We start from the raw sequence: 24,722 nt of genomic DNA, 5'->3' as shown, positions 1-24,722 counted from the left end.
TTTCCCGCAGCGGATGCATGTGAAGAGACGATTTCTAAAGCGTTCGTCCGGGCGGCGGTTCAAAAAAAAGTTCTCAAAGCGGGGAAAGTTATGGTAAAATGGCTTCTGTTCAATTCTCCGCGAACGGGTGGTGCTTGACGTGTACAACATACTGGTTCTGAACGGCCCCAACCTGAACATGCTCGGGGTTCGGGAGCCGGGCATTTACGGGACGGTCTCTTTGGAAGCGATCGAGCAAAAGCTGACCGCTCTCGCCGGAACGATCGGGGTAACGCTCGAATTTGCGCAGTCGAATCACGAAGGAGTTCTGATCGACCGCATTCACGAAGCTTTCGGTACGAAGGACGGGATTTTGATTAATCCCGGCGCTTTTACGCACTACAGCTATGCGCTGCGCGATGCGTTTTCTACCGTTAATGTGCCGGTCGTGGAAGTTCATTTGTCGAATATTCACAAAAGGGAAGCGTTTCGGCACGTTTCGGTCATTGCACCGGTTGCAGTCGGGCAAATCGCCGGATTTGGCGCGCAGAGCTATGAGCTGGGGCTGCTGGCGCTGCACCGGCATCTTGTGGAGAAGGAGAATGGATGATGGAACAGGCGAGACTGTCCCGGCTGCGGACACTTATGCGGGAGCGCAAGCTGGAGGCGCTGCTCGTAGCGAGCAACCATAACCGGCGGTATTTGTCCGGATTTACCGGCTCGTCGGGGTATTTGCTCATTACCGCAGACAAAGCGTATTTGCTTACCGACTTCCGCTATATGTCGCAGGCGCCGGAGCAGGCCAAATTTTTCGAGGTGATCGAGCACACCCCGAAAATGACGACAACTCTCAAGGAACTGCTGAATCGGAACGGAATTCGGGAGCTCGGGTTCGAACAGCATCATGTTACGTTTGCCGCCTATAGCGCGTATGCGTCCGATCTGGCCGGCATCAAGCTCGTTCCCGCGGATCTGCTCGTAGAAGAGCTGCGGATGATCAAGGACGAGTCGGAGCTGGCGATCATGCGGGAAGCGGCTGAACTCGCCGACCGGACGTTTGTACATCTGCTCACGACGCTGAAGCCGGGTTTATCCGAGAACGAGGTGGCGCTGACGCTCGAGACATTCATGCGCCAGCACGGCGCTACGTCGGTTTCCTTCGAAACGATCGTAGCTTCCGGCGAACGTTCGGCGCTGCCGCACGGCAAAGCGAGCGACCGGATTTTGCGCTCCGGGGAGTTCGTGAAATTCGATTTTGGCGCATACTACAAAGGGTACTGCTCCGATATTACGCGCACCGTCGTACTCGGGAAGCCGACCGACCGGCATCGTGAGATTTACGACATCGTTTTGGAAGCGCAGCTGCATACGCTAGAGCATATTCGTCCCGGCATGACCGGCAAAGAGGCGGATGCCCTGGCTCGCGATATCATTACGCGGTATGGATACGGCGAGCAGTTTGGCCACAGCACCGGACACGGACTCGGTATGGAAGTGCATGAGGCTCCGCGGTTGTCGTCGCAAAGCGCGACGGTGCTCATGCCCGGCATGACCGTTACCGTCGAGCCCGGCATTTATTTGCCCGGTTTCGGCGGCGTTCGTATCGAAGACGATATCGTTATTACTGATACGGGTATGACAAGATTGACACAATCGACAAAAGACTTTATTATCATCGATTAGGAAACTTTTTTTTGGACTATGGAGCTTTCGTCAGCGGAGAGGTACGTTATCCGTTCAAGCTCCCAGATTCGAATCCATTGGGAGGAACTTACAAGTGATTTCTGTTAACGATTTCCGGACCGGCCTTACGATCGAAGTAGACAACGATATTTTCACCGTACTTGATTTCCAACACGTTAAACCGGGTAAAGGCGCCGCATTCGTTCGCTCGAAGCTGAAAAACCTGCGTAACGGCAACACGGTGGAACGCACGTTCCGCGCAGGCGAGGACGTAGGACGGGCTCATGTAGAAAACCGCGCTATGCAATATTTGTACGCGAGCGGCCAAGAGCACACGTTCATGGACAACGAAACCTACGATCAAATTACGCTGCCTGCTTCGCAGCTGGAGTGGGAGCTTAACTTCCTGAAAGAAAACATGACGATCAACATCGTCAGCTACCATGGCGAAATTCTTGGCATCAACCTGCCGAACAGCGTGGAGCTGAAAGTCGTCGAAACCGAGCCGGGCATCAAAGGGAACACGGCAACGGGCGCTTCGAAAAACGCCAAGGTCGAAACTGGTCTTAACGTTCAAGTGCCGCTGTTCATTAACGAAAACGACACTTTGCTGATCGGCACTTCCGATGGCAAGTACATTTCCCGCGCTTAATATAGCTGCGGGTAGGAAAGCATCCTTTTCCAATTTTGGAGATGGGTGCTTTTTTGTTTTTTTCAATTTTTGTGAAGGGGTGGATGGAGGGTGCATCTAAGGAAGGCGTACGAGGAATGGATGGCAGAGCATATAGGCCGAAGGAGCGAGGAAAGGCAGCGGCGGCTGCTGGAAGGTTTGGGCCATGTGGAAAAATGGTTTGCCGAAGCAGTGTGGTGGCCGGCCTTTGAAAGTTTTGAATATTTGCATCCGGAGTACGAGGTGCAGGACTTCCGAGACGGCTTGCGTTATCTCGACTTCGCTTACATTAGAGGAATGCTGCGGGTATGTATCGAGATAGACGGCTACGGGCCGCATCGGCGCGACCTGAACCGCAAACCATTTTCCGAAGAGCTGAATCGGCAAAATCATCTGGTGATTGACGGCTGGCTCGTCATCCGTTTCTCGTACGACGATGAGAAAGAGAAGCCCCGCCAATGCCAACAAATGCTGCAGCAGCTCATTGGCAAGCATTATGGAACGGCGGCGAAGCCGGAGGACGGTTTGACGGTTCTGGAGAGAGAAGCGGTCCGTTTGGCGTTCGGGCAGAATGGCCTCGTTAAGCCGGGAGAGCTGTTTGCCTATCTCGGTGTGGGCAGGAAAAGGGGATTGAAGCTGATCGAGAGCCTGGTTCGCAAAAAATGGCTTATCCCGGTTCCGGGGACGCAGCGTGTTCGCGCTTACCGAGTGTGTGACAACCGCAGCTTGCCGGTATGAGCGTGGTGTGTAGTGTGCGAAGGAGCATTAACGTTGCGGGATCGCGGCGAGTAGTGTGCGAAAGAGCACTAAGGGCGCTCCAAAGCTCCCAGCCCCCGGCCCGCGCCGCCGCAATCGCAAAAAAAAGCTTTGCCGAAAAGATCCGGCAAAGCTTTTCCGCTCTACTTCTTATTAAAAAATGCACCGTGCAGCGCTACGATCGCTTTGTTCATGTCGTCATTCTGGATACCGAACATGATGCTGTTCTCGGATGCGCCTTGGTTGATCATCTCGAGGTTGACCTGGCTGTCGGCCAGCGCGCCCGTGGCCCGCTTGGCGATGCCGATCTGCTTCGTCATGCCGTCGCCGACGATCATGATGAGCGCGATGCCGCGTCTGACGATCAGCTTGTCGGGCTGAAGCTCGCTGCGGATGCGTTCCAGCACGAGGGTTTCGATCTCCGGCGTCAAAGTGGACTGCTTGATGATGACAGAAATATGATCGATGCCGGACGGCGTATGCTCGTAGGAAAGGCCCGCTTCCTCGATAATTTGCAGCAGGCGGCGGCCGAAGCCTTTCTCGCGGTTCATCAAATATTTGCTTAAGAAAATAGCGCAAAAGTCCGAAGAGCCGGCTACGCCGACGACAGGCAGCTCGTCATTGTTCCGCTCCAGCGAGATCAGCGTTCCCCGCGATTCGGGATTGTTCGTATTGCGGATATGGACCGGAATTTTGGCGTTGAACGCAGGCTGCAGCGCTTCGTCGTGAAGCACGGAGAAGCCGGCGTACGAAAGCTCGCGCATTTCCGAATAGGTCATTTCATGAATGGCTGCCGGAACGTCTACGATACGAGGGTCGGCGGCGAAAACGTTGTCCACGTCCGTGAAATTTTCATACACGTCGGCTTGAACGGCGGCAGCGAGAATCGCGCCGGTAATATCCGAGCCCCCGCGCGGGAAGGCGACCAGATTGCCGCTGGCGGCATACCCGTAAAATCCCGGGAAAATGATGCGGTGCTCGCTGTCGCGAAGCGGCCGCAAGTTATCGTACGATTCCGGAAGCACTTGGGCGTTGCCCGGCTCGTCGCTGAGCACGAGACCCGCTTCCTTCGGGTCGACATATATAAAATCATGCCCTTCCTTGCGCAAAAAGGCGGCAAGCAGACGCGCGCTGAATTCTTCGCCGAGCGCCTTGATCGAGTCGATATACCGGGCGCGATGGCTGCGGTCGCCTGCGCCGCGAGCGGTGAGGATTCGGGCGATCGTATCGTACTCATCCTTAGGGAGTTCCAAACCTTCAATAATTCCGGCGAAGCGTTCCAGAATCGACGCTTGAACCTCTTCCGCGCCTTGCCCGGCAAGAAAAGCTTCGGCATAGGCGATCAGCATATCCGTCACTTTCGTATCCGGCTTGTTTCGTTTGCCGGGTGCCGATACAACGACGATTTTACGGTCCGAATCAGCCAGCGCGATTTGAGCCACTTTGCGGAACTGCTCGGCGGAAGCCAGCGAAGTGCCGCCGAACTTGCAAACTTTTAAAGCCATTCATGTCTCCTCCTAAACAGACTCTCCTGATACACTACCACAAGAGTGCCTTTGGATTCAACGAAATTTGACAAGGGCTAGTGAATTTTCCCGAACAGAAACGTGGCGATTTTCAACAGCAGGGCGGTAATGCCCGCGGCCATGAGCGGACCGACCGGAATGCCTCGCATGAAGATAATGCCGAAGATCGAGCCGATGACGAGGCCGACGATCAACTGCGGATCGATTTTCAGCAGATCGAGCCCTTTGCCGTTCATGTACGTGGCGATGGCGCCGCCGACGAGCGCGATAATGCCGGGCCAGGAGGTGAAGACGGCGAGTATGTCTTTGGACGAGATGCGCTCGCTCGCAAAAGGCACAAGTACGCCCATCGTCAAAAACAAAAGGCCCAGTTCGAGGCCTCTTCGTTCGATCGTTGGCAAAAAGCGTTCCAGATGAATCAGCTTGATGACAAGCAAGACGCAGGCGGCTGTCGTAATAATCGGAGAACGCCCGATCATTCCCACAATGATCAAAAAAAGCAAGAGCATTTCGCCGTTCAGGCCGTTAATACCGTTCATACGAATACCCCTTGTCCTTCTGGAGTGTAAGACAGGGAGGATCACCCTGTCCTATTCGTTATTGTATGAACGTTCCTCTCCGGATTAGAACCGGACGAGCGATTGCTCCTTCCAGACCGGCACGAGCGCAAACCGGTTCGTTTGCGCGCAGTACACGACATCGTCGCGATGGCCGAGCTTTGTCAGCCGTTTGCCGCTGGCGCATGACAGCAGCGTCTCTTCTAGCCGATCCTTCGCCGTATCCCAAGCAAGCATCATGGCCAGACCGAGATCGTTCGTAGGCAGCGGCTGGCCATCAAGCCGGGACAGCTCACGCAGCAGAAGTCCGGCGCACAAGCCATCCTCCAGACAAAACTCGTCCTGAGTGCCGGAGCAAACGACGACAACATCGCGTTTGACCGAGAAAGCGGCTCTTGCGCAAGCTTCCGCGTTCAGCAAAGAGCCGATGAGCAGGCAGCCGGCGCGCTGCGCTTTTTGAATGGCGCGTGTGCCGTTCGTCGTGGTAAGCACGACGCGTCTGCCGGCAATCCCGGGCGGCGTATATTCGGAAGGCGAGTTGCCGAGGTGAAACCCGGCGATTTTTTTGCAATACCGCTCTCCTCCGAGCAAATCTTCCGGCTGCTGAATCTGTTTCGCCTGCTGAACCGTTTCCACGGGAACGACCGCGGGGCAGCCGTGCTGGAGCGCTGTAACGATCGTGCTTGTTGCCCGGAGCACATCGATGACGATGACGGTTTTCTGATTCAGCTCATCCGCTCTTGTTTCATTGACGGTCGGAATGACGTCCACCTGCATGTCGTTTCCCTCGCTAACTTCGTGAAGTTCTGTTGCCGGGTCAGCTTTCCGGATGCACGAACGTATCCGAGCGCAGCCCGCGGCGTAGCGCCTCCAAGGAGTAAATGTCCTGCGGGGCGATATTGCCGAGATTGACGGATAGCCCGAGCATGCGGAGCATATCCACCTGCTGCTGTTTTTGCGGCGCCTCCCATATTATCTGGTTGCGGTCGGGAAGCTGGCCGACGATCGCATGAAGCTCCTCGTCTTTACACTGGCCATTCGCGTCGAAGATGCCGACGCCGGCCCCTGATTCCCGCGCTTCGATTGTAACGAAGGAAGCTCCCTGCTGCACATCCAGGATGACCGTCTCCAGCAGCTGATCGACATCGATAGTCGAACCCCACAGTTTTTTTCCATATTCCGTATAAACGTTCAGGCCTTGCTCCCGGCTCCTGCGAATGTATTCGTTTCGAGCCGCGCGCTCCATCTCGATCGTTCCGTCCGATACTTCTACGGAGGTGAAGCCGAGCCTTCCCACCATTTCGAAAAATTCCGGCACCGTTTTTTGGACGATCGCGACTTCGAGAAACGTGCCTCCCGGCAAAATGTCGATTTTGTGCTGGCGTGCCATCTGGATTTTCTGTTTCAGCAGGTCGCTCGGATACAGCGGGGATGTCCCGAAGCCGATTTTGAGCAAATCGATATAGGGGGCCGAAGTTTGCAGCAAATCCTCAAAAGCGTGGAGCCCGAGTCCTTTGTCGATCACCATCGTCAGGCCGCTTTTGCGCGGTTTGACGGACCGGCCTTGTGTCGGGTCCAGCAAACGCGGATGCCACTCCAGCCGTGAAGTCACGTCCATATCGTCATGTCTCCTCTTTGCAAAAAGGATTGAGGCGCGTTTTTAAAAAATAGTTGACCCATTTTTAATCGCGCGTGGAATGATTCTCGCAGCAATATATGCATTCGCCCGGGTCGTGGTGCCCGTATGCCTAAAAAGGGACTTGCCCGCATATAGTTTGGAAAAAAGGGTTGGACGAGTGGCCGCATCTTCAGCCGGCCTAATGCGTCCGAATCCGGGAGGAGGACATGAAAAGTGATCAACAAAATCGTAATGAGTATGGCGTCGCTCCGGCTTTTTTCGGGAAGTTTGGAAATCATCGCGGCGCTGCTCATGCTGAGGTTTAACCAGATCGACAAGGCGCTGCTCGTCAACTCCGGGCTGGCCGTCGTCGGGCCTTTGACTCTTCTAACCACGACGACGATCGGGTTGGTAGGGCTGGCCGACAAGCTGAGTTTTGCGAAAATGCTTTGGGTCGGCGTCGGCGTTACCTGCATTTTCATAGGGATATTGAAAAAGTAGAAACGAAATTCACCGCTTAGAGGAATAAAGCGCTTGTCCGGGCATATAGATGGGAGTAGACCCGGACAAACCGGGGAGGCTTGACGTCATCATGCATCCGATTCTAGCTTTTTTGCCGCCGCGGATTCGCGGAATACTAGAGAGGCTGCCGGGCAAGGCGGCTGAGAGGCTCGAAGAAATCCGCATCCGCGAAGCAAGACCGCTCGAGGTGGTCGTAGAAGGCGAATCGCGGTTTGTCGGGGCGGACGGTACGATGGTTCCGGATTACGATCGGGCGTACCGACCCTCGAAGGAGGACGGGCTTAAGTTGCTCGACCTGCTTACCGGTCATTCGCTCTACACCTTCGAGGAGGAGCTTCGCCGGGGCTACATTACGATCGCAGGCGGACACCGCGTCGGACTGGCCGGCAAAACGGTGCTCGAACGCGGCGAGGTCCGGCACATCCGCGATATCGGCAGCTTCAACATCCGCGTTGCTAGGGCGATTCCCGGGCTTGCGCGGACGCTGCTGCCCGAGATTTGGGACGAGTCCGCCGGGAATGTGCATCAGACGCTGCTCATTTCGCCGCCCCGGCAAGGGAAGACGACGCTGCTGAGAGATTTGGCCCGGCTGATCAGCAGCGGAGCGGGAGAAGGACGCCTGCGGCAAGCGGGACTTCGGGTCGGCATCGTAGACGAAAGATCGGAAATCGCGGCCAGCGTGAAAGGCGTCCCCGCCTTCGACGTAGGACCGCGGACCGATGTGCTGGACGGTTGCCCGAAAGCCGAAGGGATGATGATGATGATTCGCTCCATGTCGCCGGAAGTTCTGGTCGTAGACGAAATCGGTCGCCAAGAGGATGCGGCCGCGCTGCAGGAAGCGCTGCATGCGGGCGTGCGCGTCATCGCCACTGCGCACGGCCGCGACGCGGCGGACGTACGCGGCAGGCCGGTCATGCGCCGCATGCTGGAGGAGGGCGTGTTTTCACGGCTGGTGGAGCTGTCCCGGACCGGACATGCGGGCACCCGGTTTACGATACGCGACGGGACGGGCCGCAAGCTGGCGGAACTGGCCCCGGCAGGCGCGCAGGCAGGCGGGAGGAGCTTATGCTGAAACTGCTTGGAGCGATGCTCATCCTTTTCGCCGGAACGATGATTGGCTTTGCGAAAGCATCCGTTTACGCCCGCCGGCCCAGACAAATTCGCGGACTCATTCAAGCGCTCCAGCGGCTCGAAACGGAAATGGCCTACGGCTACACGCCGCTGCCGGAGGCGCTTCAGCGCATCAGCAGCCAGCTCGAACCCCAACTTGCCGCGATGTTCCGCATGGCCGCGGAGCCGCTGCTGTCGGGAGAAGGCAAAACAGCGGGAGAAAGTTTCCGCGATGCGGTTCATGCTTGTCTGAAACAAACCGCCCTATCATCGAATGAACGGGAAATCTTGAGCCAGATGAGCTTTACTTTGGGCATCAGCGACCGCGAAGACCAAACGAAGCATTTGCGCCTGGCGGTCAGCTTGCTGCAGGCCGAAGAGCAGACCGCCTGGGAGGACAAACGGCGCTACGAGAAAATGTGGAGAAGCCTGGGGGTACTGGCGGGAGCTTTCGTCGTCATTCTGATGTACTAGAAGGGGTGCGGGACATGAACGTGGATGTGAATGCGATCTTCCAAATCGCCGGCATCGGCATCATCATCGCGATGATCCATACCGTCCTGAAGCAGATGGGCAAGGAAGACATGGCACACTGGGTGACGGTGATCGGCTTCGTTGTCGTCCTGTTTATGGTCGTCAGTCTGCTTGACGACCTGTTCAAGGAAATCAAGACGATTTTTTTGTTCCAGTAGCGGCTCCCAGCCTTCCTTCCGCGAAGAGACTCAGGGCAGGTGATCCGGGTGGAAATGATTCAAATTGTCGGTATCGGCCTCATTGTGGCGATTCTGACGCTCGTGCTCAAGGAACATAAACCGCTGTTCGCCTTTCTGCTTGTGACGGTGACCGGAATTTACATTTTCCTGTTTCTGCTCGGCAAAATAGCGGCGGTCCTCGATGTGCTCGAGCAGTTGTCCTCGCTTACGAACATTAACGTTATGTTTCTCAAAACGATTCTCAAAATCATCGGCATCGCGTATATCGCCGAGTTCGGAGCGCAAATCGTCCGCGATTCGGGACTCGAATCGGTGGCATCGAAAATCGAACTGGCCGGCAAAGTGCTCATTATGGTCATGGCGATTCCGATCATCACGGTCATTATTGAAACGGTGGTCAAGCTGCTGCCTGCCTGAGGCTTTCTCGCCCGGCGAGAGACGGGGGGTGAAAGGGTTGGTCCGCATACGATTGCGTGAAATGGCAGCCGCCATGCTCCTCGTTTGGATCGTTTTCTCGGGCGCCGCCGTCCAAGCCGCTTCTCCGGCGGATACGATCATTCGGGAGCAGGCGGAGCGGCTTCCCACAGGGCAAGTGGAAACGTACTGGAAGCAAATTATGAACGAATACGGCGGGTATTTTCCGGATAAGCCCTCAAGCTTCACGGAAATGCTCGTACCCGGCGGCAATGGCTTCGGTATCCGCTCAATCGCGGAGGCGGCGGGCAAATATTTGCTCCACGAAATACTTCTAAGCGGCAAGCTGCTCGCTTCGATCGTCATCCTGACCGTCTTCAGCATGATTCTGGAGTCGCTGCAGAGCGCCTTCGAACGAAGCAATGTGAGCAAAGTCGCATACGCCATTACGTACATGGTGCTGCTGCTGATCGCGATAGGCAGCTTCAGCCTTGCGATCGGATACGCCAAGTCGGCTATAACGAGCATGATCCAGTTTATGATGGCAATGATTCCGCTCATGCTGACGCTGCTCGGTTCGATGGGCAACGTAACGTCAGTGGCCGTGCTGCACCCGCTCATCGTGTTTATGATCCACGTCGTCGGCACCTTGATCTATACCGTCGTATTCCCGCTTTTGTTTTTCTCGGCGGTGCTGAATATCGTCAGCTCGATCAGCGACAAGTACAAGGTCACGCAGCTCGCGGGATTGCTGCGGAACATCGCTCTCGCCATTCTGGGCATTATCGTGACCGTTTTCCTCGGCGTCATCTCGATCGAAGGGGGAACAAGCGCAGTCGCGGACGGAGTCACGATCCGCACGGCCAAATATTTGACCGGCAACTTCGTTCCGGTCGTCGGGCGACTGTTTTCCGACGCGTCGGAAACCGTCATCGGCGCATCGCTGCTGGTGAAAAATGCGGTAGGTTTATCCGGCGTCGTTATTCTCGTCTTTTTGTGCGCGTTCCCGGCGCTCAAAATTATGGCTCTGGCGCTCATCTATAACGTTTCCGCGGCCGTTTTGCAGCCGCTCGGCTCGAATCCGATCATCGGCTGCCTGCAAACAATCGGCAAAAGTCTCATCTATGTGTTCGCCGCGCTGGCCGCCGTCGGTTTCATGTTTTTCCTGTCCGTGACGATCATCATTGCGGCAAGCAACGTATCGGTCATGATGAGATGACTAGGTGGGGGTATCTTAACGGGTAAAGGAGTTACACGTATGGTCTGGCTCAGCGGTTGGCTAAAAGAAATTATCGTCATCGTCCTGCTCGCAGCCTTCGTCGAGCTGCTGCTGCCGAACAACGCCTACCAGCGGTATGTCAGAACCGTGCTCGGACTGTTTATTCTGCTCTCGCTGTTGTCGCCGCTGCTGTCCGTATTCAAGATGAAGTGGGATTCGCAAAAAATACTCGCCTCCGTCGAGCGGCTGGGGGATGTCGGGACCGGCGGCCAAACGTTCGGACAAATGAGATCGATGCAAGCGATTATGCAGGACGCCGACCGCTGGAGGCAAAGCGACCGCAGCGACGCCCAGCGGCTGATGGAAAAGGAGCTTGCCGCCGAACTTCAATCGAGCATCGGGGGCGAAGCGAATGTGACGGTTAAGCAGGTGAAGCTGCAAATCAGCTACGACAATAACGGAACGCCGAGCATGAAGCATATGCAGGTGATCCTTGATCATAGACAAAGTCCGGAAGGAACGGCAACGGCTGAGCCTCCGGGACGCAAGCCGATCGCCGCCGTCGAACCCGTCACGATCGATATTCGGGTAGGGCGGTCCGAAGCGAAGTCAGACGAAACGAAGCTGACAAGCGAACAGATCGCGGCAAAGGGACGCATATACGATCAATTGAAACGGCAATGGCAATTGAACCGCGACCAGGTGACGCTGCTGTACGAGTCGGAGCTGGAGAAAGAGAGGTGAACTCATGGCGAAATGGCTGAAATGGCTGGAGGAGCGGGTGGGAGGCGGGCCGGGAGGCACGAAACGCGTCAATACGTTCCGCTGGCTGCTGCTGCTCGGTCTGCTGGGGGTTGCCCTCATGATTCTCAATTCGTTCCTGCATATCAAAACTGTCGGCCAGGAAGACGGTTCAGGGGGATCACCCTCGCCGCCCGCCCAGCAAGCTTTTATGAGCAAGGACCCGAACGACAAGAACGGCTTCCGCGAGTACGAGCAGGCTTACGAAAGCGCCATCAAAGATATTTTGCAAAAAATCGTGGCGGTCGGTGATGTCGAGGTGCTCGTTACGATTGAATCGACGGAGGAGACAATCGTCCATTCCAATACGAAAGAAACGCAGCAAATTACGAACGAGAAAGACCAGTCCGGCTCAACCCGGCACATTACCGAAATATCACGAACCGGAGAAGTCGTACTCTACGAAGCTTCAGGCGGTCAAACTCCGATCGTGTTAAAAAAAATAAAGCCGCGCATAAGGGGGGTTGTCGTCGTAGCCAAAGGCGCCGAAAATTTGACGGTCAAGCAAATGATCGCGGAAGCGGTCGGACGCGGACTCGATGTCCCGGCACACCGAATCTCCGTACTGCCGAGAAAGCAATAGTACCTTAAGCCCGTAGCAAGTGAAACCGAGAACCTAATTCCAGGGAGGAATGAAGAGTGAATACGAAAAGGCAAACGGTATGGCTCGTCTCGATGCTCAGCTTGATGGTGGTGCTCTCCGCCTACTATTTGTTCACCGAAGACGTTAACGACCTCGATCTCACGAAGCAGCAGGCCGCCGGCACGGAAATCAAGGTGGATGCGATTACGACGGGAGCCCCGGCGTCGACGACAAATGCTGCCGCCGACAAAGCTGCTAGCGACAAAGCGGCACAAGACAAGGCTGCCGCGGACAAAGCGGCATCGGCGAAAGACACAGCAGACAAATCGGCAGCAGGCAAAACGGCGACGACGGATAAAACGGCGCAGGCGACACAAACACCGCCATCCGCCGCAACGGGCAAAACCGGCAAAACGGACGAAGAGGTGCTGAAGCAGGTAACGGCATCGGCCAAGGCGACATCCGGAAACGATTACTTTGCGTCGCTCCACACGAAGCGCAACGAGGATTTATCCAAGGAGATCGAGAAGTGGCTGGCGATTACGGTCGATAACAAGAAGTCGGACGATGAAGTCAAGAAGGCGATCGCAGAAGTAGAGCGGCTGCAAGATATGGACGAGAAGGTCATGAACGTCGAGGATCTGCTCGGCAAAGACTTCAAAAACGCGATCGTGCTGCAAGACGGCGGCAAATGGAAGGTGATCGTCCAGACGGCCAAGCTGGAAAAAAGCCAAGGCGTCTCGATCGTCGACATGATCATGCAGGAGATGAACGTCACTCCGGATAAAGTGTCGGTGCAGTACGTGCAATAAGCGGTGTTAGCAACGCGCGGACCAATAAGCTTGAACGGCGAAGACCTCTGATTCCGGGGGTCTTCGTCCGTTATGCGAACGGCTCGTCATAATCTTGTTTATGTGGAGTTGACGGTTGTGATATAATACAAGCATTGCCTGTGTGCAGCCAAGCGCTTCACAATTGCCCTAAGGAGTGAAATGGATGTTTAAGTTAAGCGAAATTAAAGAATTGATCAAGCTGGTCGATACGACTTCCGTACAAGAGTTGGAGATTGAGAACGAAGGCTCGCGCCTTTTAATCCGTAAACCGAATAAAGCCGAATCCGTAGTAGTCGCCGGGGCGCCTTTAGTATCTGCGCAGGCGCAGCAATTTCCTACATACGCCATCCCTGCGCAGTCCTCATCCGCTCCTTCGGCAGAGGCGGCAGTATCAGAGCCAGCGGCCGATCCGACTGCCGGCCTGCACAAAATCACGTCCCCGATGGTCGGCACGTATTATGCGGCGCCGTCTCCAGGAGCAGCGCCATACGTCAGCATCGGCGATCGTGTCGGCGAGAAAACGACGGTGTGCATTTTGGAAGCCATGAAGCTGATGAATCCGATCGAAGCCGAAGTAAAAGGGGAAATCGTCGATATTCTCGTCGAGAATGGACAGCTTGTCGAGTACGGGCAAACGTTGTTCCTCGTAAAAGCCGAATAATTGGAGGAAAATGCGCACATGGAGTTTCATAAAATATTGGTGGCGAACCGCGGCGAGATTGCGGTGCGCATCATTCGCGCTTGCCGGGAGCTCGGCATTTATACGGTTGCCGTATACTCCGAAGCCGACCGGGATTCGCTTCACGTTCGTTTGGCCGACGAAGCTTATTGCATCGGTCCTACGTTGTCCAAAGACAGCTATTTGAACTTCACGAATTTGATGAGCGTCGCTACGCTTACCGAATCCGATGCGGTTCATCCGGGCTACGGCTTTTTGGCGGAGAACGCTGATTTTGCGGAAATATGCGAGCAGTGCAACATTACGTTCATCGGACCGTCCCCGCAAGCGATTAGCAAAATGGGCGATAAGTCGGTGGCGAAACAAACGATGAAGGATGCGAACGTGCCGGTCATTCCGGGCTCCGACGGACTCGTTGAGGACCTCGGGGAAGCGGTTCGCGTAGCCCGCGAGATCGGGTATCCGGTCATCATCAAAGCGACGGCGGGAGGCGGCGGGAAGGGCATCCGGATCGCCGAGAACGAGGAGTCGCTCATCCAGCAAATTACGACAGCTCAGCAGGAAGCTCAGAAGGCGTTCGGCAATGCGGGCGTATACTTGGAAAAGTATTTGACGGGCATGAAGCACGTAGAAATTCAAATTATTGCCGATAAACACGGCAATGCCGTTTATTTGGGCGAACGCGACTGCTCGGTGCAGCGGCGCAGACAAAAGCTCGTGGAAGAAGCTCCTTGTACGGTATTATCCCCGGAAACGAGAGAAGCGATGGGGGAAGCTGCCGTTAGGGCGGCGCTGGCCGTCGACTATTCGGGTGCGGGCACGCTTGAATTTTTGCTTGGACCGGACGGCAAGTTTTACTTTATGGAAATGAATACGCGCATCCAGGTCGAGCATCCCGTGACCGAGATGATTACGAATATCGATATTATTAAAGAAATGATCCTCGTCGCTCAAGGGCAGCCGCTCTCGTTCCGGCAGGAGGACGTCGTCATTAACGGCTGGTCGATCGAATGCCGCATCAATGCGGAAGACCCGGAGCGCAACTTTATGCCTTCGCCGGGGCAAATCCAGTTTTATTTGCCGCCGGGAGGACCGGGCGTTCGCGTAGACAGCGGAGCCTATCAGGGCTATACAATATCGCCTCACTACGATTCTATGATCGCGAAGCTGATCGTATGGGCGCCGACTCGGGATGAAGCGATCGCCCGCATGCGCAGAGCGCTTGCCGAATTCGCCGTCGAAGGCATCCATACGACGATTCCGTTCCATTTGAAGCTGATGGATCACAAGCTGTTCCAGGCCGGCACGTTTGATATCAAGTTCCTCGAAGAACATGATGTGAACGATCCTAACTCGTAATTTGACGGCATAACCAGGACGTATCGGTTTGTCATAAATTTGGCAAGATGGTATAGTAATAAGAAAAGACGTCTATTGATGTACTTCAGGGATGAGCGACCACGATTTATCAGAAGTTTTTCTTGGTACAGAAAGTCGTACTTCGCTTTAAGGCTTTAGCGAAGTTAAACTTTCCGTATCGATAGTATAGACGAACTGGTCTGGGAGGTGTATTTCATGAATATTGCAGCTGCGGATTACGATAAGACGGATATCGGCACGATCCAGATCGCCCCGGAAGTGATCGAGGTGATCGCCGGACTTGCAACGGTTGAAGTGCCGGGGGTTGCGGGCATGAGCGGCGGCTTCGGCGGCGGTATCGCCGAACTGCTTGGCCGCAAAAACTTGTCCAAAGGCGTGAAGGTCGAAGTGGGTCAGCGCGAGGCGGCTGTCGACGTATCGATCATCGTGGAATTCGGCAATCGCATTCCCGAGGTGGCCGGAGCGATCCAGCGGGGCGTCAAGCAGGCGATCGAATCGATGACGGGTCTTTCGGTAGTCGAGGTTAACGTACACATTCACGACGTGCAATTCAAGGCGCCGGAGAAACAAGTGGCACAAGATGAGGAAACGGCGGTGCAGCGAGTCAAGTAACGGTTCGCGCACGCCGGGGGACGGAGGTTGTCCGGAAGCGGACAGGCGCTAGGGGACAACCTCATCTGCCCGGTTTATGCGGAAGGGGACGCACTACATGATCAAAGTATTGGACCGGTTGCTGCTTTTCTTGTATACGCTGATCATCGGCATCAGCGTCGTCTTTTTTTTGACCGCATCGTTCGGATGGGTACCGATCGAAACGTCCGCCAATTTTTTGCGCAACTTGTATTACGAGAAGTCCACGGCTTATCCGGCAATTGCGATCGGCCTGTTCGTGCTGCTCGTGACATGCCGGTTTTTCTTTGTGGCCGTGCGCCGGGGCAAAGCTCATATTCCTTCCATCGATCAGCGGACCGATTACGGGGATATTCGCATTTCGCTTGAAACGGTGGAAAATTTGGCGCTCAAATCGGCGGGCCGCGTCCGCGGCGTTAAAGATATGAAGGCCAGAGTTTCGGTCAGCGACGCCGGGCTCGACATTGTCATCCGCGCCTTCGTGGACGGCGAAACGTCGATTCCGGAGCTGTCGGAAGAGATGCAGCGGTCGGTCAAAAATCATATCGAGGACATTACCGGGATTCCCGTAGCGAATGTGTCCGTATTCGTAGCCAACGTCGTTCAAACCCAGACGTTTAAGAGCAGAGTCGAATAGAGGCAGGTGGCTGGCGCGATGTGGAACGAGCTTTGGGAACGTCATAGGGGCCTCATGACCGGAGCCGCTTCCGGATTATTTTTGGGCATTGTTTATTTGATCAGCGGATTTTGGGATATGTTGATCGTCGCTTTTATTATCGCGGTTTGCGCGTATGCAGGCAGCCGGTTTGACGCGGGTAAGCTGAGGCTGAACGCCGACGAATGGCTGGACAAAGTGAGCAAACTGGCGGACCGATGGAAATGGTTTCGCTAACGGGCGGAAGGGCGTTCCAACAAGGAAACGGCCTTCTTCTTTTTTGCGAGCGCGGTATTATGGTATATTTAACGCATAGCCGCTTACGGAATGAAAGCAGGAGGATGATTCGCGAACATGAAGCGAAGATTGGCGAGAGAAATCGCGTTGCAGAGCTTGTACCAGATCGATATGAACGAAGTGGCGCCGGAGACGGCGATCGAGACCGTTCTGGAGGAAGCGCGCAGCGACAATGAGGCGGATTTGGAAGTGGGGAGCGGACAGCTCGCCGGTTCGCTCTATTTGACCGATCTGGTCACAGGGACGATTCGCTATAAAGATCGGATTGACGAGACGTTAAGCGTATATTTGACAGGCTGGAAGGTGGACAGGCTGTCGCGCGTGGACCGGCAAATTTTGCGGTTGGCCGCATACGAGATGCTGTTCGGAACCGAGGTGCCCCCGAAGGTCGTCGTTAACGAGGCGATCGAACTGGCGAAACGGTTCGGCTCCGACGAGTCGGGCAAATTCGTCAACGGCGTTCTTGGGAAGTTGATTAAAGAACTGGATCGTATTAAGGAAGGTTACGAGACGTCCAAGTAATCATCGATACAAACGACAGGAGGAACATCCGTTGGCTGATCACATCATTAACGGGAAAGAACTGGTAAGCGATGTTCGCGGCAGATTGAAGGAAGAGGTCGAACGGCTGGCGGCCGAAGGGCTGCAGCCGGGTCTCGCCGTCATCCTCGTGGGCGAAGATCCCGCTTCTGCCGTTTATGTCCGCAACAAGGCGAAAGCATGCGAACAGGTAGGCATTTATTCCGAGGTCCATCGTCTACCGGCGGAAACGACGCAAACCGAGCTGCTTGAACTTGTACACAAGCTGAACGCCGCAGCGAACATTCACGGCATTCTCGTACAGCTTCCGCTGCCGAAGCATATTTCCGAGGATGCGGTGATCGACGCCATCGCCGTGGAGAAAGACGTTGACGGCTTCCACCCGATCAACGTGGGCAATCTGTCGATCGGCAAGCCTAGCCTGCTGCCTTGCACGCCGGCCGGTATTATCGAAATTATTAAGCGAACCGGTACATCGATCTCGGGGAAACGGGCTGTTGTCATCGGCCGCAGCAACATCGTAGGCAAGCCGGTTGCGATGCTGCTCCTGCGCGAGAGCGCAACGGTTACGATCTGCCATTCGCGTACGGAAAATATGAAGGAACTGTGCCGCGAGGCGGACATTCTCGTCGTTGCGATCGGCAAGCCGAAGTTCGTAACGAAAGAATTCGTGAAGCCGGGCGCGATTGTCATCGATGTCGGCATTAACCGTTTGGAAGACGGCAAGCTTGCTGGAGACGTAGATTTCGACGACGTTGTCGGCATCTCCGGACCGATTACGCCGGTACCCGGCGTCGTAGGGCCGATGACGATTACGATGCTGCTGCAAAATACGGTACAGGCGGCTAAAGCGCTGCGTTCATAAAACTGCGTACATAAGCAGGAAGCGGGATACTAAGGCTGTCGTTCAGCCGCATAAATGGGGCGATGCGACCGATGCAAACTCAGAACGAACAAAAGGTGCTATCCGTCAAAGATTTGACGAGATACATCAAGATGAAGCTGGAGACCGACTCCGTTCTGCAGGACGTGTGGGTGCGGGGCGAAATATCGAATTATACCCATCATACGAGCGGGCATATGTATTTCACGCTGAAGGATAAAGACAGCCGGGTCAAGTGCATCATGTTCGCGTCGAACAATCAGCGGCTCGGCTTTATTCCCCGCGACGGTTCGAAAGTTGTCGCCAGAGGAAATATTTCCGTCTTCGAACGCGACGGGCAGTATCAGATGTATGTGACGCAGATGCAGCAAGACGGCATCGGCAACTTGTACCTCGCATTTGAGCAGCTTAAGAAAAAGCTGGGGGACGAGGGCTTATTTGCACCGGAACGCAAGCGGGCGATTCCGAAGTTTCCGCGCGCCGTCGGCGTCATTACGTCTCCGACCGGAGCGGCCGTACGGGATATTATGACGACGCTGCAGCGCCGCTACCCGTCCGTTCCGATCCTGCTCGTGCCAGTGCTTGTTCAGGGCGCCCAGGCGGCTCCGAGCATCGTGCGGGCGATCGAAGCGATGAACCGGCACGGCGAAGCGGACGTGATCATCGTCGGACGCGGCGGAGGGTCGCTGGAGGAACTGTGGGCGTTTAACGAAGAGATGGTTGCGCGAAGCATAGCCGCATCGACTATTCCGGTCATTTCGGCCGTTGGCCACGAAACCGATTTTACGATTGCCGACTTCGTCGCCGATCTGCGTGCCGCTACGCCTACCGCGGCGGCCGAATTGGCTGTGCCGCACCATCTCGAGCTGAAGCAGCATATTGCGCATTTGTCGCAGCGGCTGCTTAAAGGCTTGATGGCCGGAGTGAGCGTCAGACGGGAACGGCTCGGACGGCTTAGCCGGTCGCCGGCGCTTATGCAGCCGAAGCGGCAGCTTCAGGAGCCCGCGCAGCGGCTGGACCGGCTGCGGGAGCAGCTCCGGTTCCGTCTCGTGCAGCGGCTCTCGGAGTCCAGGGAAGCGGCGATGAAGCTCGAGCGCAAGTTGTCGGCGCACAACCCGCAGCAGCAGCTCGACTTTGCCAAAAAACGGGTCGACGTAGTCCGCAGACAGCTGTATATGTCGATGCAAGCCGTGACGAAGGAAACGCGCCACCGGTGGACGGCCCAGCTTCGTCAGCTTGATGCGCTGAGTCCGCTCAAGGTAATGCAGCGCGGATACAGTCTCGTTTACGACGAGCAGCAGAAGCAGATTATCAAGTCGATCGAGCAGGTACAGCCCGGGGATATCGTTCGTATTCGGCTTACCGACGGCAAGCTGGATTGCCACATATGGGGAATGGAGGAGAACGACGGATGAGCAGCGGGGAGAAGGAGAACGGCGTAAGCTTCGAAGAAGCGATGGACAAGCTGGAGAAAATCGTAGCCAAGCTCGAGAACGGCGACGTCCCTCTTGAGAAGGCGATCGAGCTGTTTCAGGAAGGAATGAGCCTGTCGCATCTATGCGGACAAAAGCTGGAGCAGGTCGAGCGTAAAATCGAAACATTGCTGGAGGAAAACGGCAGCTTCGTGAAAAAGCCGTTCCAACCGGTTACGGACGAAAGGGAGAACTGATTGTCATGTCGGGTCCGTCCTTAACGGAATATTTGAAAGGCCATACGCTGCGGATCGAGAAGGAGCTGGCCTCGAGCCTGCCGGAGCGGTGGGACGTGCCCGGTCCGCTTCGGGAATCGATGGCGTACTCGCTGATGGCAGGCGGCAAGCGGATGCGGCCGATCTTGACGATAGCTGCGGCGGAGGCTTGCGGCGGAAGCGCCGAGGCGGCCATTCCGGTCGCCTGCGCCGTGGAAATGATCCACACGTATTCACTGATTCATGACGACTTGCCTGCACTGGATAACGACGATTACCGCCGGGGCAGGCTGACGAGCCATAAGGTGTTCGGAGAAGCGACGGCCATTCTAGCCGGAGACGCCTTGCTGACCCACGCGTTTTATTCAGCCGCCAGATCCGCGCGGGAGCACGGCATTGCCGCGGATACGGTGCTGTCGATCATTGAGGAGCTTTCCTATTATGCGGGACCGCGCGGCATGGTCGGCGGCCAGGTGGCGGATATGCAGGGCGAGCAGGGACTAACCCGGCTCGAGGAGCTGGACTATATCCACACGCACAAAACGAGCGACTTGATCGTCTTCTCGCTGAAGGCGGGCGGGCGGATCGGCGGGGCGACGGAGCGTCAACTGGACGCTTTGGAGCTGTTCGGTACGAATATCGGGCTCGCTTTTCAAATCCAGGACGACATCCTCGATATTGTCGGCGACGAGAAGAAGCTGGGCAAGGCGGTACGCAGCGACGAGAAGCAGCAGAAGGTGACGTATCCTTACTTCATCGGTCTGGAGCGTTCGCGGGATAAGGTGGCAAGCTTGACCGAGCTGGGCAAGGAAGCGATCGTGAACGCGGATTTTCCACAGCCGGACATGCTGCTGCAGTTGGCTGATTATTTGATGAAACGGGATCATTAATGGCGGTGCGCGTAATGCGTTTCCGCCTTTTTTGCTGCTTGGTTTTTCTGCTGTCCGGCAGGCAACGGCAAGCGGAACTTCGGGTTCCGTTATGTTCGAAGGCGCCGGATCACTGACGCGAAACTGATACGGTCGGCGTCATTTTGCGACAATCGACTGACAGTTTTATCGACTCCATTGAGCGATAATTCGGGAATATGTTATAATGTGTCATAGCCGAGGGACGTTTGCCCTGAATATCAGGCGAGCGTAAGGAACAAGTCGAACTGAAAGTGAGGGCACAAATGTGCTTCTAAACCAAATTAACAGCCCGGCCGACCTGAAAAAGCTGACGGTATCCGAAATGGAGACGCTGGCTGCCGAAATACGGGGCTTTCTGATCGAGAAGCTGTCGAGAACGGGCGGACATCTGGCTCCCAATCTTGGCGTTGTCGAGCTAACGCTGGCGCTTCATTATATGTTCGACAGTCCAACAGACAAGTTTATTTTCGATGTAGGCCACCAATCCTATGTCCATAAAATATTAACCGGACGCAAAGAGCGTTTCGATACGCTTCGCAAATATAAAGGGTTATGCGGCTATGTCAAAATGTCCGAAAGCGAGCATGACGTATGGGAAGCGGGCCACAGCAGCACATCGCTGTCCGCGGCGATGGGCATGGCTATTTCCCGGGATCTCAAGGGCGAGGACAACAAGATCGTCGCGATTATCGGCGACGGCGCTTTGACGGGCGGTATGGCGCTCGAGGCGATGAACCATATCGGCCACGAACGCAAAAATTTGACCGTGGTCTTAAACGACAACGAGATGTCGATCGCCCCGAACGTCGGCGCGCTGCACAATTATTTATCCAAAATCCGCACCGACAAGCACTATCATAAGGCAAAGGAAGAGCTGGAAGGCCTGCTGAAGCGCATTCCGGCGATCGGCGGCACGCTGGCCAAAACGGCGGAGCGGCTGAAGGACAGCCTGAAATATTTGTTTGTTTCCGGCGTCTGGTTCGAGGAGCTCGGCTTCACCTATTTCGGTCCGGTAGACGGTCATAACCTCAGTCAATTGCTCGAAACGTTCCGGCAGGCGGAAAAAGTGAACGGCCCGGTGCTCATTCACGTCATTACGGTGAAGGGCAAAGGGTATTCTCCCGCCGAGGAGGATTCCCAAGCATGGCATGGTGGCGGGCCTTACAAGATCGAATCGGGGGAGTACGTGAAAGCCGTCGGGCCAAAAATGTACACCGAAATATTCGGCGACGCTTTGATCGAGCTGGCGGAGAAGGACGAACGAATCGTCGCGGTAACGCCGGCTATGCCGAGCGGCTCGGGATTGCTGAAGTTTGCGGATAAGTTTCCGAAACGGATGATCGACGTCGGCATTGCCGAGCAGCACGCGGCTACGCTGTGCGCCGCTCTTGCGCTGGAAGGCATGAAGCCCGTCTTCGCCGTTTACTCGACCTTCATGCAGCGCTCGTACGACCAGATCGTTCATGACATATGCCGGCAAAATACGAATGTCGTGTTCGCGATCGACCGGGCCGGCTTTGTCGGAGCCGACGGCGAAACGCATCAGGGCGTGTACGACATCGCCTTTATGCGCAGCATCCCGAATATGGTGCTGATGATGCCGAAGGATGAGAACGAGCTGCGCAATATGATGAAGACGGCGATCGATTACAACGAAGGACCGATTGCCGTTCGTTACCCGAGATTGAACGGGCTTGGCGTGAAGATGGATAAAACGATGAAGCCGATCCCGATCGGCACCTGGGAAACGGTTCGCGAAGGCGAGAAGTTCGCCATACTCGCAGCCGGCGCCCCGATGCTGGAGCTGGCTCAGCAAACGGCTGAGCTATTAAAGACGGAAGGGATTCAGCCGCGGATCGTGAACGCCCGTTTTCTCAAACCGCTGGATGAAAACATGCTGATGGAGCTGTATGAAGGCGGCTACCATATGCTGACGCTTGAGGAAGGTGCCGTTCGCGGTGGCTTTGGAAGCGCCGTTCTGGAATTTTACGCCGAGCGCGGGTTGTATGGCGTCAAGGTTAAGCCAATCGGCATTCCCGACTACTTCGTCGAGCATGGCAGCCCGAAAGAGCAGCGGCAGGAAGTGGGATTGACACCGGAACGTATCGTGACCGAATTGAAGTCGATGCTGCCCCGCCGGCGGCAGCGCGCATGAATAGCAGGGTAGGAGCTTGATCCACATGTCTACAAGCAAGGAAAGGCTGGACGTTCTTCTCGTGGAACAAGCCTATTACGAAAGCAGAGAAAAGGCCAAGGCGGCCATCATGGCAGGGCTCGTGATCGTGGATGGCGAGAAGATCGATAAAGCGGGGACGAAAGTATCCCGCGAGGCGGCCATTCAGGTGAAAGGCGCGGTCCATCCGTATGTCAGCCGGGGCGGCCTCAAGCTGGAGAAGGCGATACGGACGTTCGGGCTCGACCTGACCGGCGCTGTTTTGATCGATATCGGCGCCTCGACCGGCGGATTTACCGATTGTGCGCTGAAGAACGGCGCCTCCTACGTCTACGCGATCGATGTCGGCTACAACCAGCTCGACTGGAGCCTCCGCAGCGATTCGCGGGTAAACGTCATGGAACGGACGAACTTCCGCTACACACAACCGTCCGATCTTCAGGGTCCGGCACCAACGTTTGCATCCATCGACGTTTCGTTTATTTCGCTGAAGCTGATCCTGCCGCCGCTTAGGGCGCTGCTTGCTCCCGGCGGTCTGGTCGCGGCTCTCGTCAAGCCGCAATTTGAAGCGGGACGCGAGAAAGTAGGCAAATCCGGCGTCATACGCGATTCGTCCGTACATAGCGAAGTGCTGAGCGGCGTTCTCGGCTTTGCTTCAAGTATCGGTTACGGCATCAAGGGGCTAACCTTTTCCCCGATTACCGGTGGAGAAGGCAACATCGAATTTTTGGCGTTGCTTTCTCTTGATGGTGCGGAGGCGGGGGCCCTGACGGAAACGGAAACGGAGCGGCTGATCGAGGAAACGGTCGCCGCAGCGAATGAGGCCTTTTAACGGGCTTTAGGCAGGCTCATCGAAGTTCGATGGGTTTTTTGCCGTTTTCGAAAGGATTTTTTGCCTGTATCTCGAATGTTTGAAGCATGGAGGGATTTGGCGATGCGATCCGGCGACACGTTTGTTATTTTGCTGCTCCTCATTGCCGCCCTGGTCTGGTTTTACGTGAGAAGCCGTCTATGGTATAACAAGCCTAGGGCGTCGCTTGCGATTCCGCACCAGGATGAGCTGTACGTTCCGTCGGACGAGGCTGTGCTGCTGCTTAACCAGAAAGGCTACGAGATCGCGGCGGGCAAGACGAAGCTCCCGGTATATATTACGCTGGACGGTCAGGAGATGGAGAGCCGTCTGTTTATCGATGCGTATGTTGTCAAGGACGACGAGTTGTTTCTAGTCAAGCTGGCGCGCGAACGCAGGCCGCTTGAGATGAGCGCGAGCGCCATTCGCGAGAGGCTGCTCGTCTACTATTTGCTGTATCCGGAAGCGGCTGGAGTGCTGTATGTCGATACGTCACTCGGCTCCATCAAGAAAATTACGTTCGAGATCGAACGCGACTAACCTGTTTAACGAAATGTGGTTCATTTCGCTTAAGCATCCAAACGGGAGGACTGGCATGAAAGCCCAGCGTCATTTTAAAATTAGAGAAATTATTTCCGGCAAAGACATCGAAACGCAAGACGTTCTTGTAGAAGAAATGCGCAAAGCCGGATTTCATGTGACGCAAGCAACGATATCCCGCGATATTAAGGAAATGCATCTAATCAAGGTGCCGCTTGAGGACGGACGGTACAAATACTCGATGCCTCCCGAGCAAAAAATGAATCCGCTGCCCCGGCTGAAGCGGGCGATGGCCGACCACTTCGTACATATCGACTACACGGAAAATTTCGTCGTGATGAAATGTATGCCCGGTACGGCGAACACGCTCGGGTCGCTGATCGACAGCCTGGAATGGAGTGAGATTATGGGAACGATCTGCGGCGACGATACGATTCTGATCATTTGCCGCACGAAAAAACAAAGCGCGGACGTAATGGCGCAATTTCTCGAGATGCTCGGGTAATTTGCAAT

Annotated in this window: 31 protein-coding genes; 27 read left to right on the top strand and 4 right to left on the bottom strand. The window is 55.6% G+C overall.

Annotated elements, in window-relative coordinates:
* Positions 1-139 precede the first annotated feature (139 nt).
* The 4 genes from aroQ to D7M11_RS12015 all read left to right on the top strand — a co-directional run bounded on the left by aroQ (position 140) and on the right by D7M11_RS12015 (position 3,070).
* Positions 140-589 carry a type II 3-dehydroquinate dehydratase gene (aroQ, locus tag D7M11_RS12030; protein ID WP_120747457.1) on the top strand — a complete coding sequence of 150 codons (450 nt, stop codon included), beginning with the start codon at positions 140-142 and terminating at the stop codon, positions 587-589.
* Positions 589-1,662 (top strand): M24 family metallopeptidase, encoded by a 1,074-nt coding sequence (locus tag D7M11_RS12025; protein WP_120747456.1) that lies wholly within the window; start codon positions 589-591, stop codon positions 1,660-1,662. Before aroQ ends, D7M11_RS12025 begins: the two co-directional genes overlap by 1 nt.
* 94 nt (positions 1,663-1,756) lie before the next feature.
* Positions 1,757-2,314: an elongation factor P gene (gene efp / locus D7M11_RS12020; protein ID WP_120747455.1), complete on the top strand. Its 558-nt coding sequence runs from the start codon at positions 1,757-1,759 to the stop codon at positions 2,312-2,314.
* Positions 2,315-2,434: 120 nt separating this feature from the next.
* Positions 2,435-3,070, top strand: a complete 636-nt coding sequence (locus D7M11_RS12015; RefSeq protein ID WP_240041064.1) for a DNA-binding response regulator — start codon at positions 2,435-2,437, stop codon at positions 3,068-3,070.
* A 161-nt stretch (positions 3,071-3,231) separates the two neighbouring features.
* Here the strand turns inward: D7M11_RS12015 and D7M11_RS12010 are convergent, their stop codons facing one another.
* From D7M11_RS12010 to comA, 4 genes are all read right to left on the bottom strand, one after another.
* Positions 3,232-4,593 carry an aspartate kinase gene (locus D7M11_RS12010; protein ID WP_120747453.1) on the bottom strand — a complete coding sequence of 454 codons (1,362 nt, stop codon included), beginning with the start codon at positions 4,591-4,593 and terminating at the stop codon, positions 3,232-3,234.
* A 77-nt stretch (positions 4,594-4,670) separates the two neighbouring features.
* Positions 4,671-5,135 (bottom strand): DUF441 domain-containing protein, encoded by a 465-nt coding sequence (locus D7M11_RS12005; protein WP_120747568.1) that lies wholly within the window; start codon positions 5,133-5,135, stop codon positions 4,671-4,673.
* Positions 5,136-5,237: 102 nt separating this feature from the next.
* A complete protein-coding gene (locus D7M11_RS12000) occupies positions 5,238-5,948 on the bottom strand; it encodes a 2-phosphosulfolactate phosphatase (RefSeq protein ID WP_120747452.1) in 711 nt (236 codons plus the stop codon).
* Positions 5,949-5,988: 40 nt separating this feature from the next.
* The gene (comA, locus tag D7M11_RS11995) at positions 5,989-6,789 is read right to left on the bottom strand and encodes a phosphosulfolactate synthase (RefSeq protein WP_120747451.1); all 801 of its coding nucleotides are present in this window, start codon (positions 6,787-6,789) and stop codon (positions 5,989-5,991) included.
* A gap of 234 nt (positions 6,790-7,023) precedes the next feature.
* On the opposite strand from comA, the gene D7M11_RS11990 reads away from it, so the two are divergent.
* From D7M11_RS11990 to ahrC, 23 genes are all read left to right on the top strand, one after another.
* Positions 7,024-7,290, top strand: coding sequence for a YqhV family protein (locus D7M11_RS11990; protein WP_120747450.1), 267 nt, complete (start codon positions 7,024-7,026; stop codon positions 7,288-7,290).
* Between the two features lie 91 nt (positions 7,291-7,381).
* Entirely contained in the window at positions 7,382-8,383 is a 1,002-nt protein-coding gene (gene spoIIIAA / locus D7M11_RS11985; protein ID WP_120747449.1) for a stage III sporulation protein AA, read from the top strand.
* A complete protein-coding gene (gene spoIIIAB, locus D7M11_RS11980; RefSeq protein WP_120747448.1) occupies positions 8,377-8,895 on the top strand; it encodes a stage III sporulation protein SpoIIIAB in 519 nt (172 codons plus the stop codon). Before spoIIIAA ends, spoIIIAB begins: the two co-directional genes overlap by 7 nt.
* 14 nt (positions 8,896-8,909) lie before the next feature.
* Positions 8,910-9,113 (top strand): stage III sporulation protein AC, encoded by a 204-nt coding sequence (gene spoIIIAC, locus D7M11_RS11975; protein WP_110840056.1) that lies wholly within the window; start codon positions 8,910-8,912, stop codon positions 9,111-9,113.
* A 48-nt stretch (positions 9,114-9,161) separates the two neighbouring features.
* Positions 9,162-9,551 carry a stage III sporulation protein AD gene (gene spoIIIAD / locus D7M11_RS11970; RefSeq protein ID WP_120747567.1) on the top strand — a complete coding sequence of 130 codons (390 nt, stop codon included), beginning with the start codon at positions 9,162-9,164 and terminating at the stop codon, positions 9,549-9,551.
* A gap of 61 nt (positions 9,552-9,612) precedes the next feature.
* On the top strand, positions 9,613-10,767 hold the full coding sequence (gene spoIIIAE, locus D7M11_RS11965) for a stage III sporulation protein AE (protein WP_120747447.1): 1,155 nt from the start codon (positions 9,613-9,615) through the stop codon (positions 10,765-10,767).
* A 39-nt stretch (positions 10,768-10,806) separates the two neighbouring features.
* Positions 10,807-11,511: a stage III sporulation protein AF gene (spoIIIAF, locus tag D7M11_RS11960; protein WP_120747446.1), complete on the top strand. Its 705-nt coding sequence runs from the start codon at positions 10,807-10,809 to the stop codon at positions 11,509-11,511.
* Between the two features lie 4 nt (positions 11,512-11,515).
* Entirely contained in the window at positions 11,516-12,151 is a 636-nt protein-coding gene (spoIIIAG, locus tag D7M11_RS11955) for a stage III sporulation protein AG (RefSeq protein WP_120747445.1), read from the top strand.
* A 56-nt stretch (positions 12,152-12,207) separates the two neighbouring features.
* A complete protein-coding gene (locus D7M11_RS11950; protein WP_120747444.1) occupies positions 12,208-12,963 on the top strand; it encodes a SpoIIIAH-like family protein in 756 nt (251 codons plus the stop codon).
* Positions 12,964-13,147: 184 nt separating this feature from the next.
* Positions 13,148-13,645 carry an acetyl-CoA carboxylase biotin carboxyl carrier protein gene (accB, locus tag D7M11_RS11945; RefSeq protein WP_120747443.1) on the top strand — a complete coding sequence of 166 codons (498 nt, stop codon included), beginning with the start codon at positions 13,148-13,150 and terminating at the stop codon, positions 13,643-13,645.
* Between the two features lie 18 nt (positions 13,646-13,663).
* Positions 13,664-15,022 (top strand): acetyl-CoA carboxylase biotin carboxylase subunit, encoded by a 1,359-nt coding sequence (gene accC / locus D7M11_RS11940; RefSeq protein ID WP_120747442.1) that lies wholly within the window; start codon positions 13,664-13,666, stop codon positions 15,020-15,022.
* 216 nt (positions 15,023-15,238) lie between these two features.
* A complete protein-coding gene (locus D7M11_RS11935) occupies positions 15,239-15,655 on the top strand; it encodes an Asp23/Gls24 family envelope stress response protein (RefSeq protein WP_120747441.1) in 417 nt (138 codons plus the stop codon).
* 97 nt (positions 15,656-15,752) lie between these two features.
* Positions 15,753-16,310, top strand: a complete 558-nt coding sequence (amaP, locus tag D7M11_RS11930; RefSeq protein WP_120747440.1) for an alkaline shock response membrane anchor protein AmaP — start codon at positions 15,753-15,755, stop codon at positions 16,308-16,310.
* A gap of 18 nt (positions 16,311-16,328) precedes the next feature.
* Positions 16,329-16,565 carry a DUF2273 domain-containing protein gene (locus tag D7M11_RS11925; protein WP_120747439.1) on the top strand — a complete coding sequence of 79 codons (237 nt, stop codon included), beginning with the start codon at positions 16,329-16,331 and terminating at the stop codon, positions 16,563-16,565.
* A 117-nt stretch (positions 16,566-16,682) separates the two neighbouring features.
* A complete protein-coding gene (gene nusB / locus D7M11_RS11920; protein ID WP_120747438.1) occupies positions 16,683-17,147 on the top strand; it encodes a transcription antitermination factor NusB in 465 nt (154 codons plus the stop codon).
* 31 nt (positions 17,148-17,178) lie between these two features.
* On the top strand, positions 17,179-18,030 hold the full coding sequence (folD, locus tag D7M11_RS11915) for a bifunctional methylenetetrahydrofolate dehydrogenase/methenyltetrahydrofolate cyclohydrolase FolD (RefSeq protein WP_120747437.1): 852 nt from the start codon (positions 17,179-17,181) through the stop codon (positions 18,028-18,030).
* 62 nt (positions 18,031-18,092) lie between these two features.
* Positions 18,093-19,463, top strand: a complete 1,371-nt coding sequence (xseA, locus tag D7M11_RS11910; protein ID WP_275671690.1) for an exodeoxyribonuclease VII large subunit — start codon at positions 18,093-18,095, stop codon at positions 19,461-19,463.
* Entirely contained in the window at positions 19,460-19,717 is a 258-nt protein-coding gene (xseB, locus tag D7M11_RS11905) for an exodeoxyribonuclease VII small subunit (protein WP_120747435.1), read from the top strand. The genes xseA and xseB overlap by 4 nt, the downstream gene beginning before the upstream one ends.
* A 5-nt stretch (positions 19,718-19,722) precedes the next feature.
* On the top strand, positions 19,723-20,625 hold the full coding sequence (locus D7M11_RS11900) for a polyprenyl synthetase family protein (RefSeq protein WP_120747434.1): 903 nt from the start codon (positions 19,723-19,725) through the stop codon (positions 20,623-20,625).
* 286 nt (positions 20,626-20,911) lie between these two features.
* Positions 20,912-22,801, top strand: a complete 1,890-nt coding sequence (dxs, locus tag D7M11_RS11895) for a 1-deoxy-D-xylulose-5-phosphate synthase (protein ID WP_120747433.1) — start codon at positions 20,912-20,914, stop codon at positions 22,799-22,801.
* Between the two features lie 25 nt (positions 22,802-22,826).
* The gene (locus tag D7M11_RS11890) at positions 22,827-23,651 is read left to right on the top strand and encodes a TlyA family RNA methyltransferase (RefSeq protein WP_120747432.1); all 825 of its coding nucleotides are present in this window, start codon (positions 22,827-22,829) and stop codon (positions 23,649-23,651) included.
* Positions 23,652-23,726: 75 nt separating this feature from the next.
* Complete coding sequence (locus tag D7M11_RS11885; protein WP_240041063.1) at positions 23,727-24,209, top strand: hypothetical protein; 483 nt, start codon at positions 23,727-23,729, stop codon at positions 24,207-24,209.
* 55 nt (positions 24,210-24,264) lie between these two features.
* A complete protein-coding gene (gene ahrC / locus D7M11_RS11880) occupies positions 24,265-24,714 on the top strand; it encodes a transcriptional regulator AhrC/ArgR (protein WP_120747430.1) in 450 nt (149 codons plus the stop codon).
* Positions 24,715-24,722: the final 8 nt, after the last annotated feature.

The organism is Paenibacillus ginsengarvi, assembly GCF_003626695.1.
GTDB classification, from domain to species: Bacteria; Bacillota; Bacilli; order Paenibacillales; family NBRC-103111; genus Paenibacillus_AB; species Paenibacillus_AB ginsengarvi.
The sequence above is the reverse complement of the archived record's forward strand: the minus strand, read 5'-3'. Positions and strand labels throughout refer to the sequence as shown.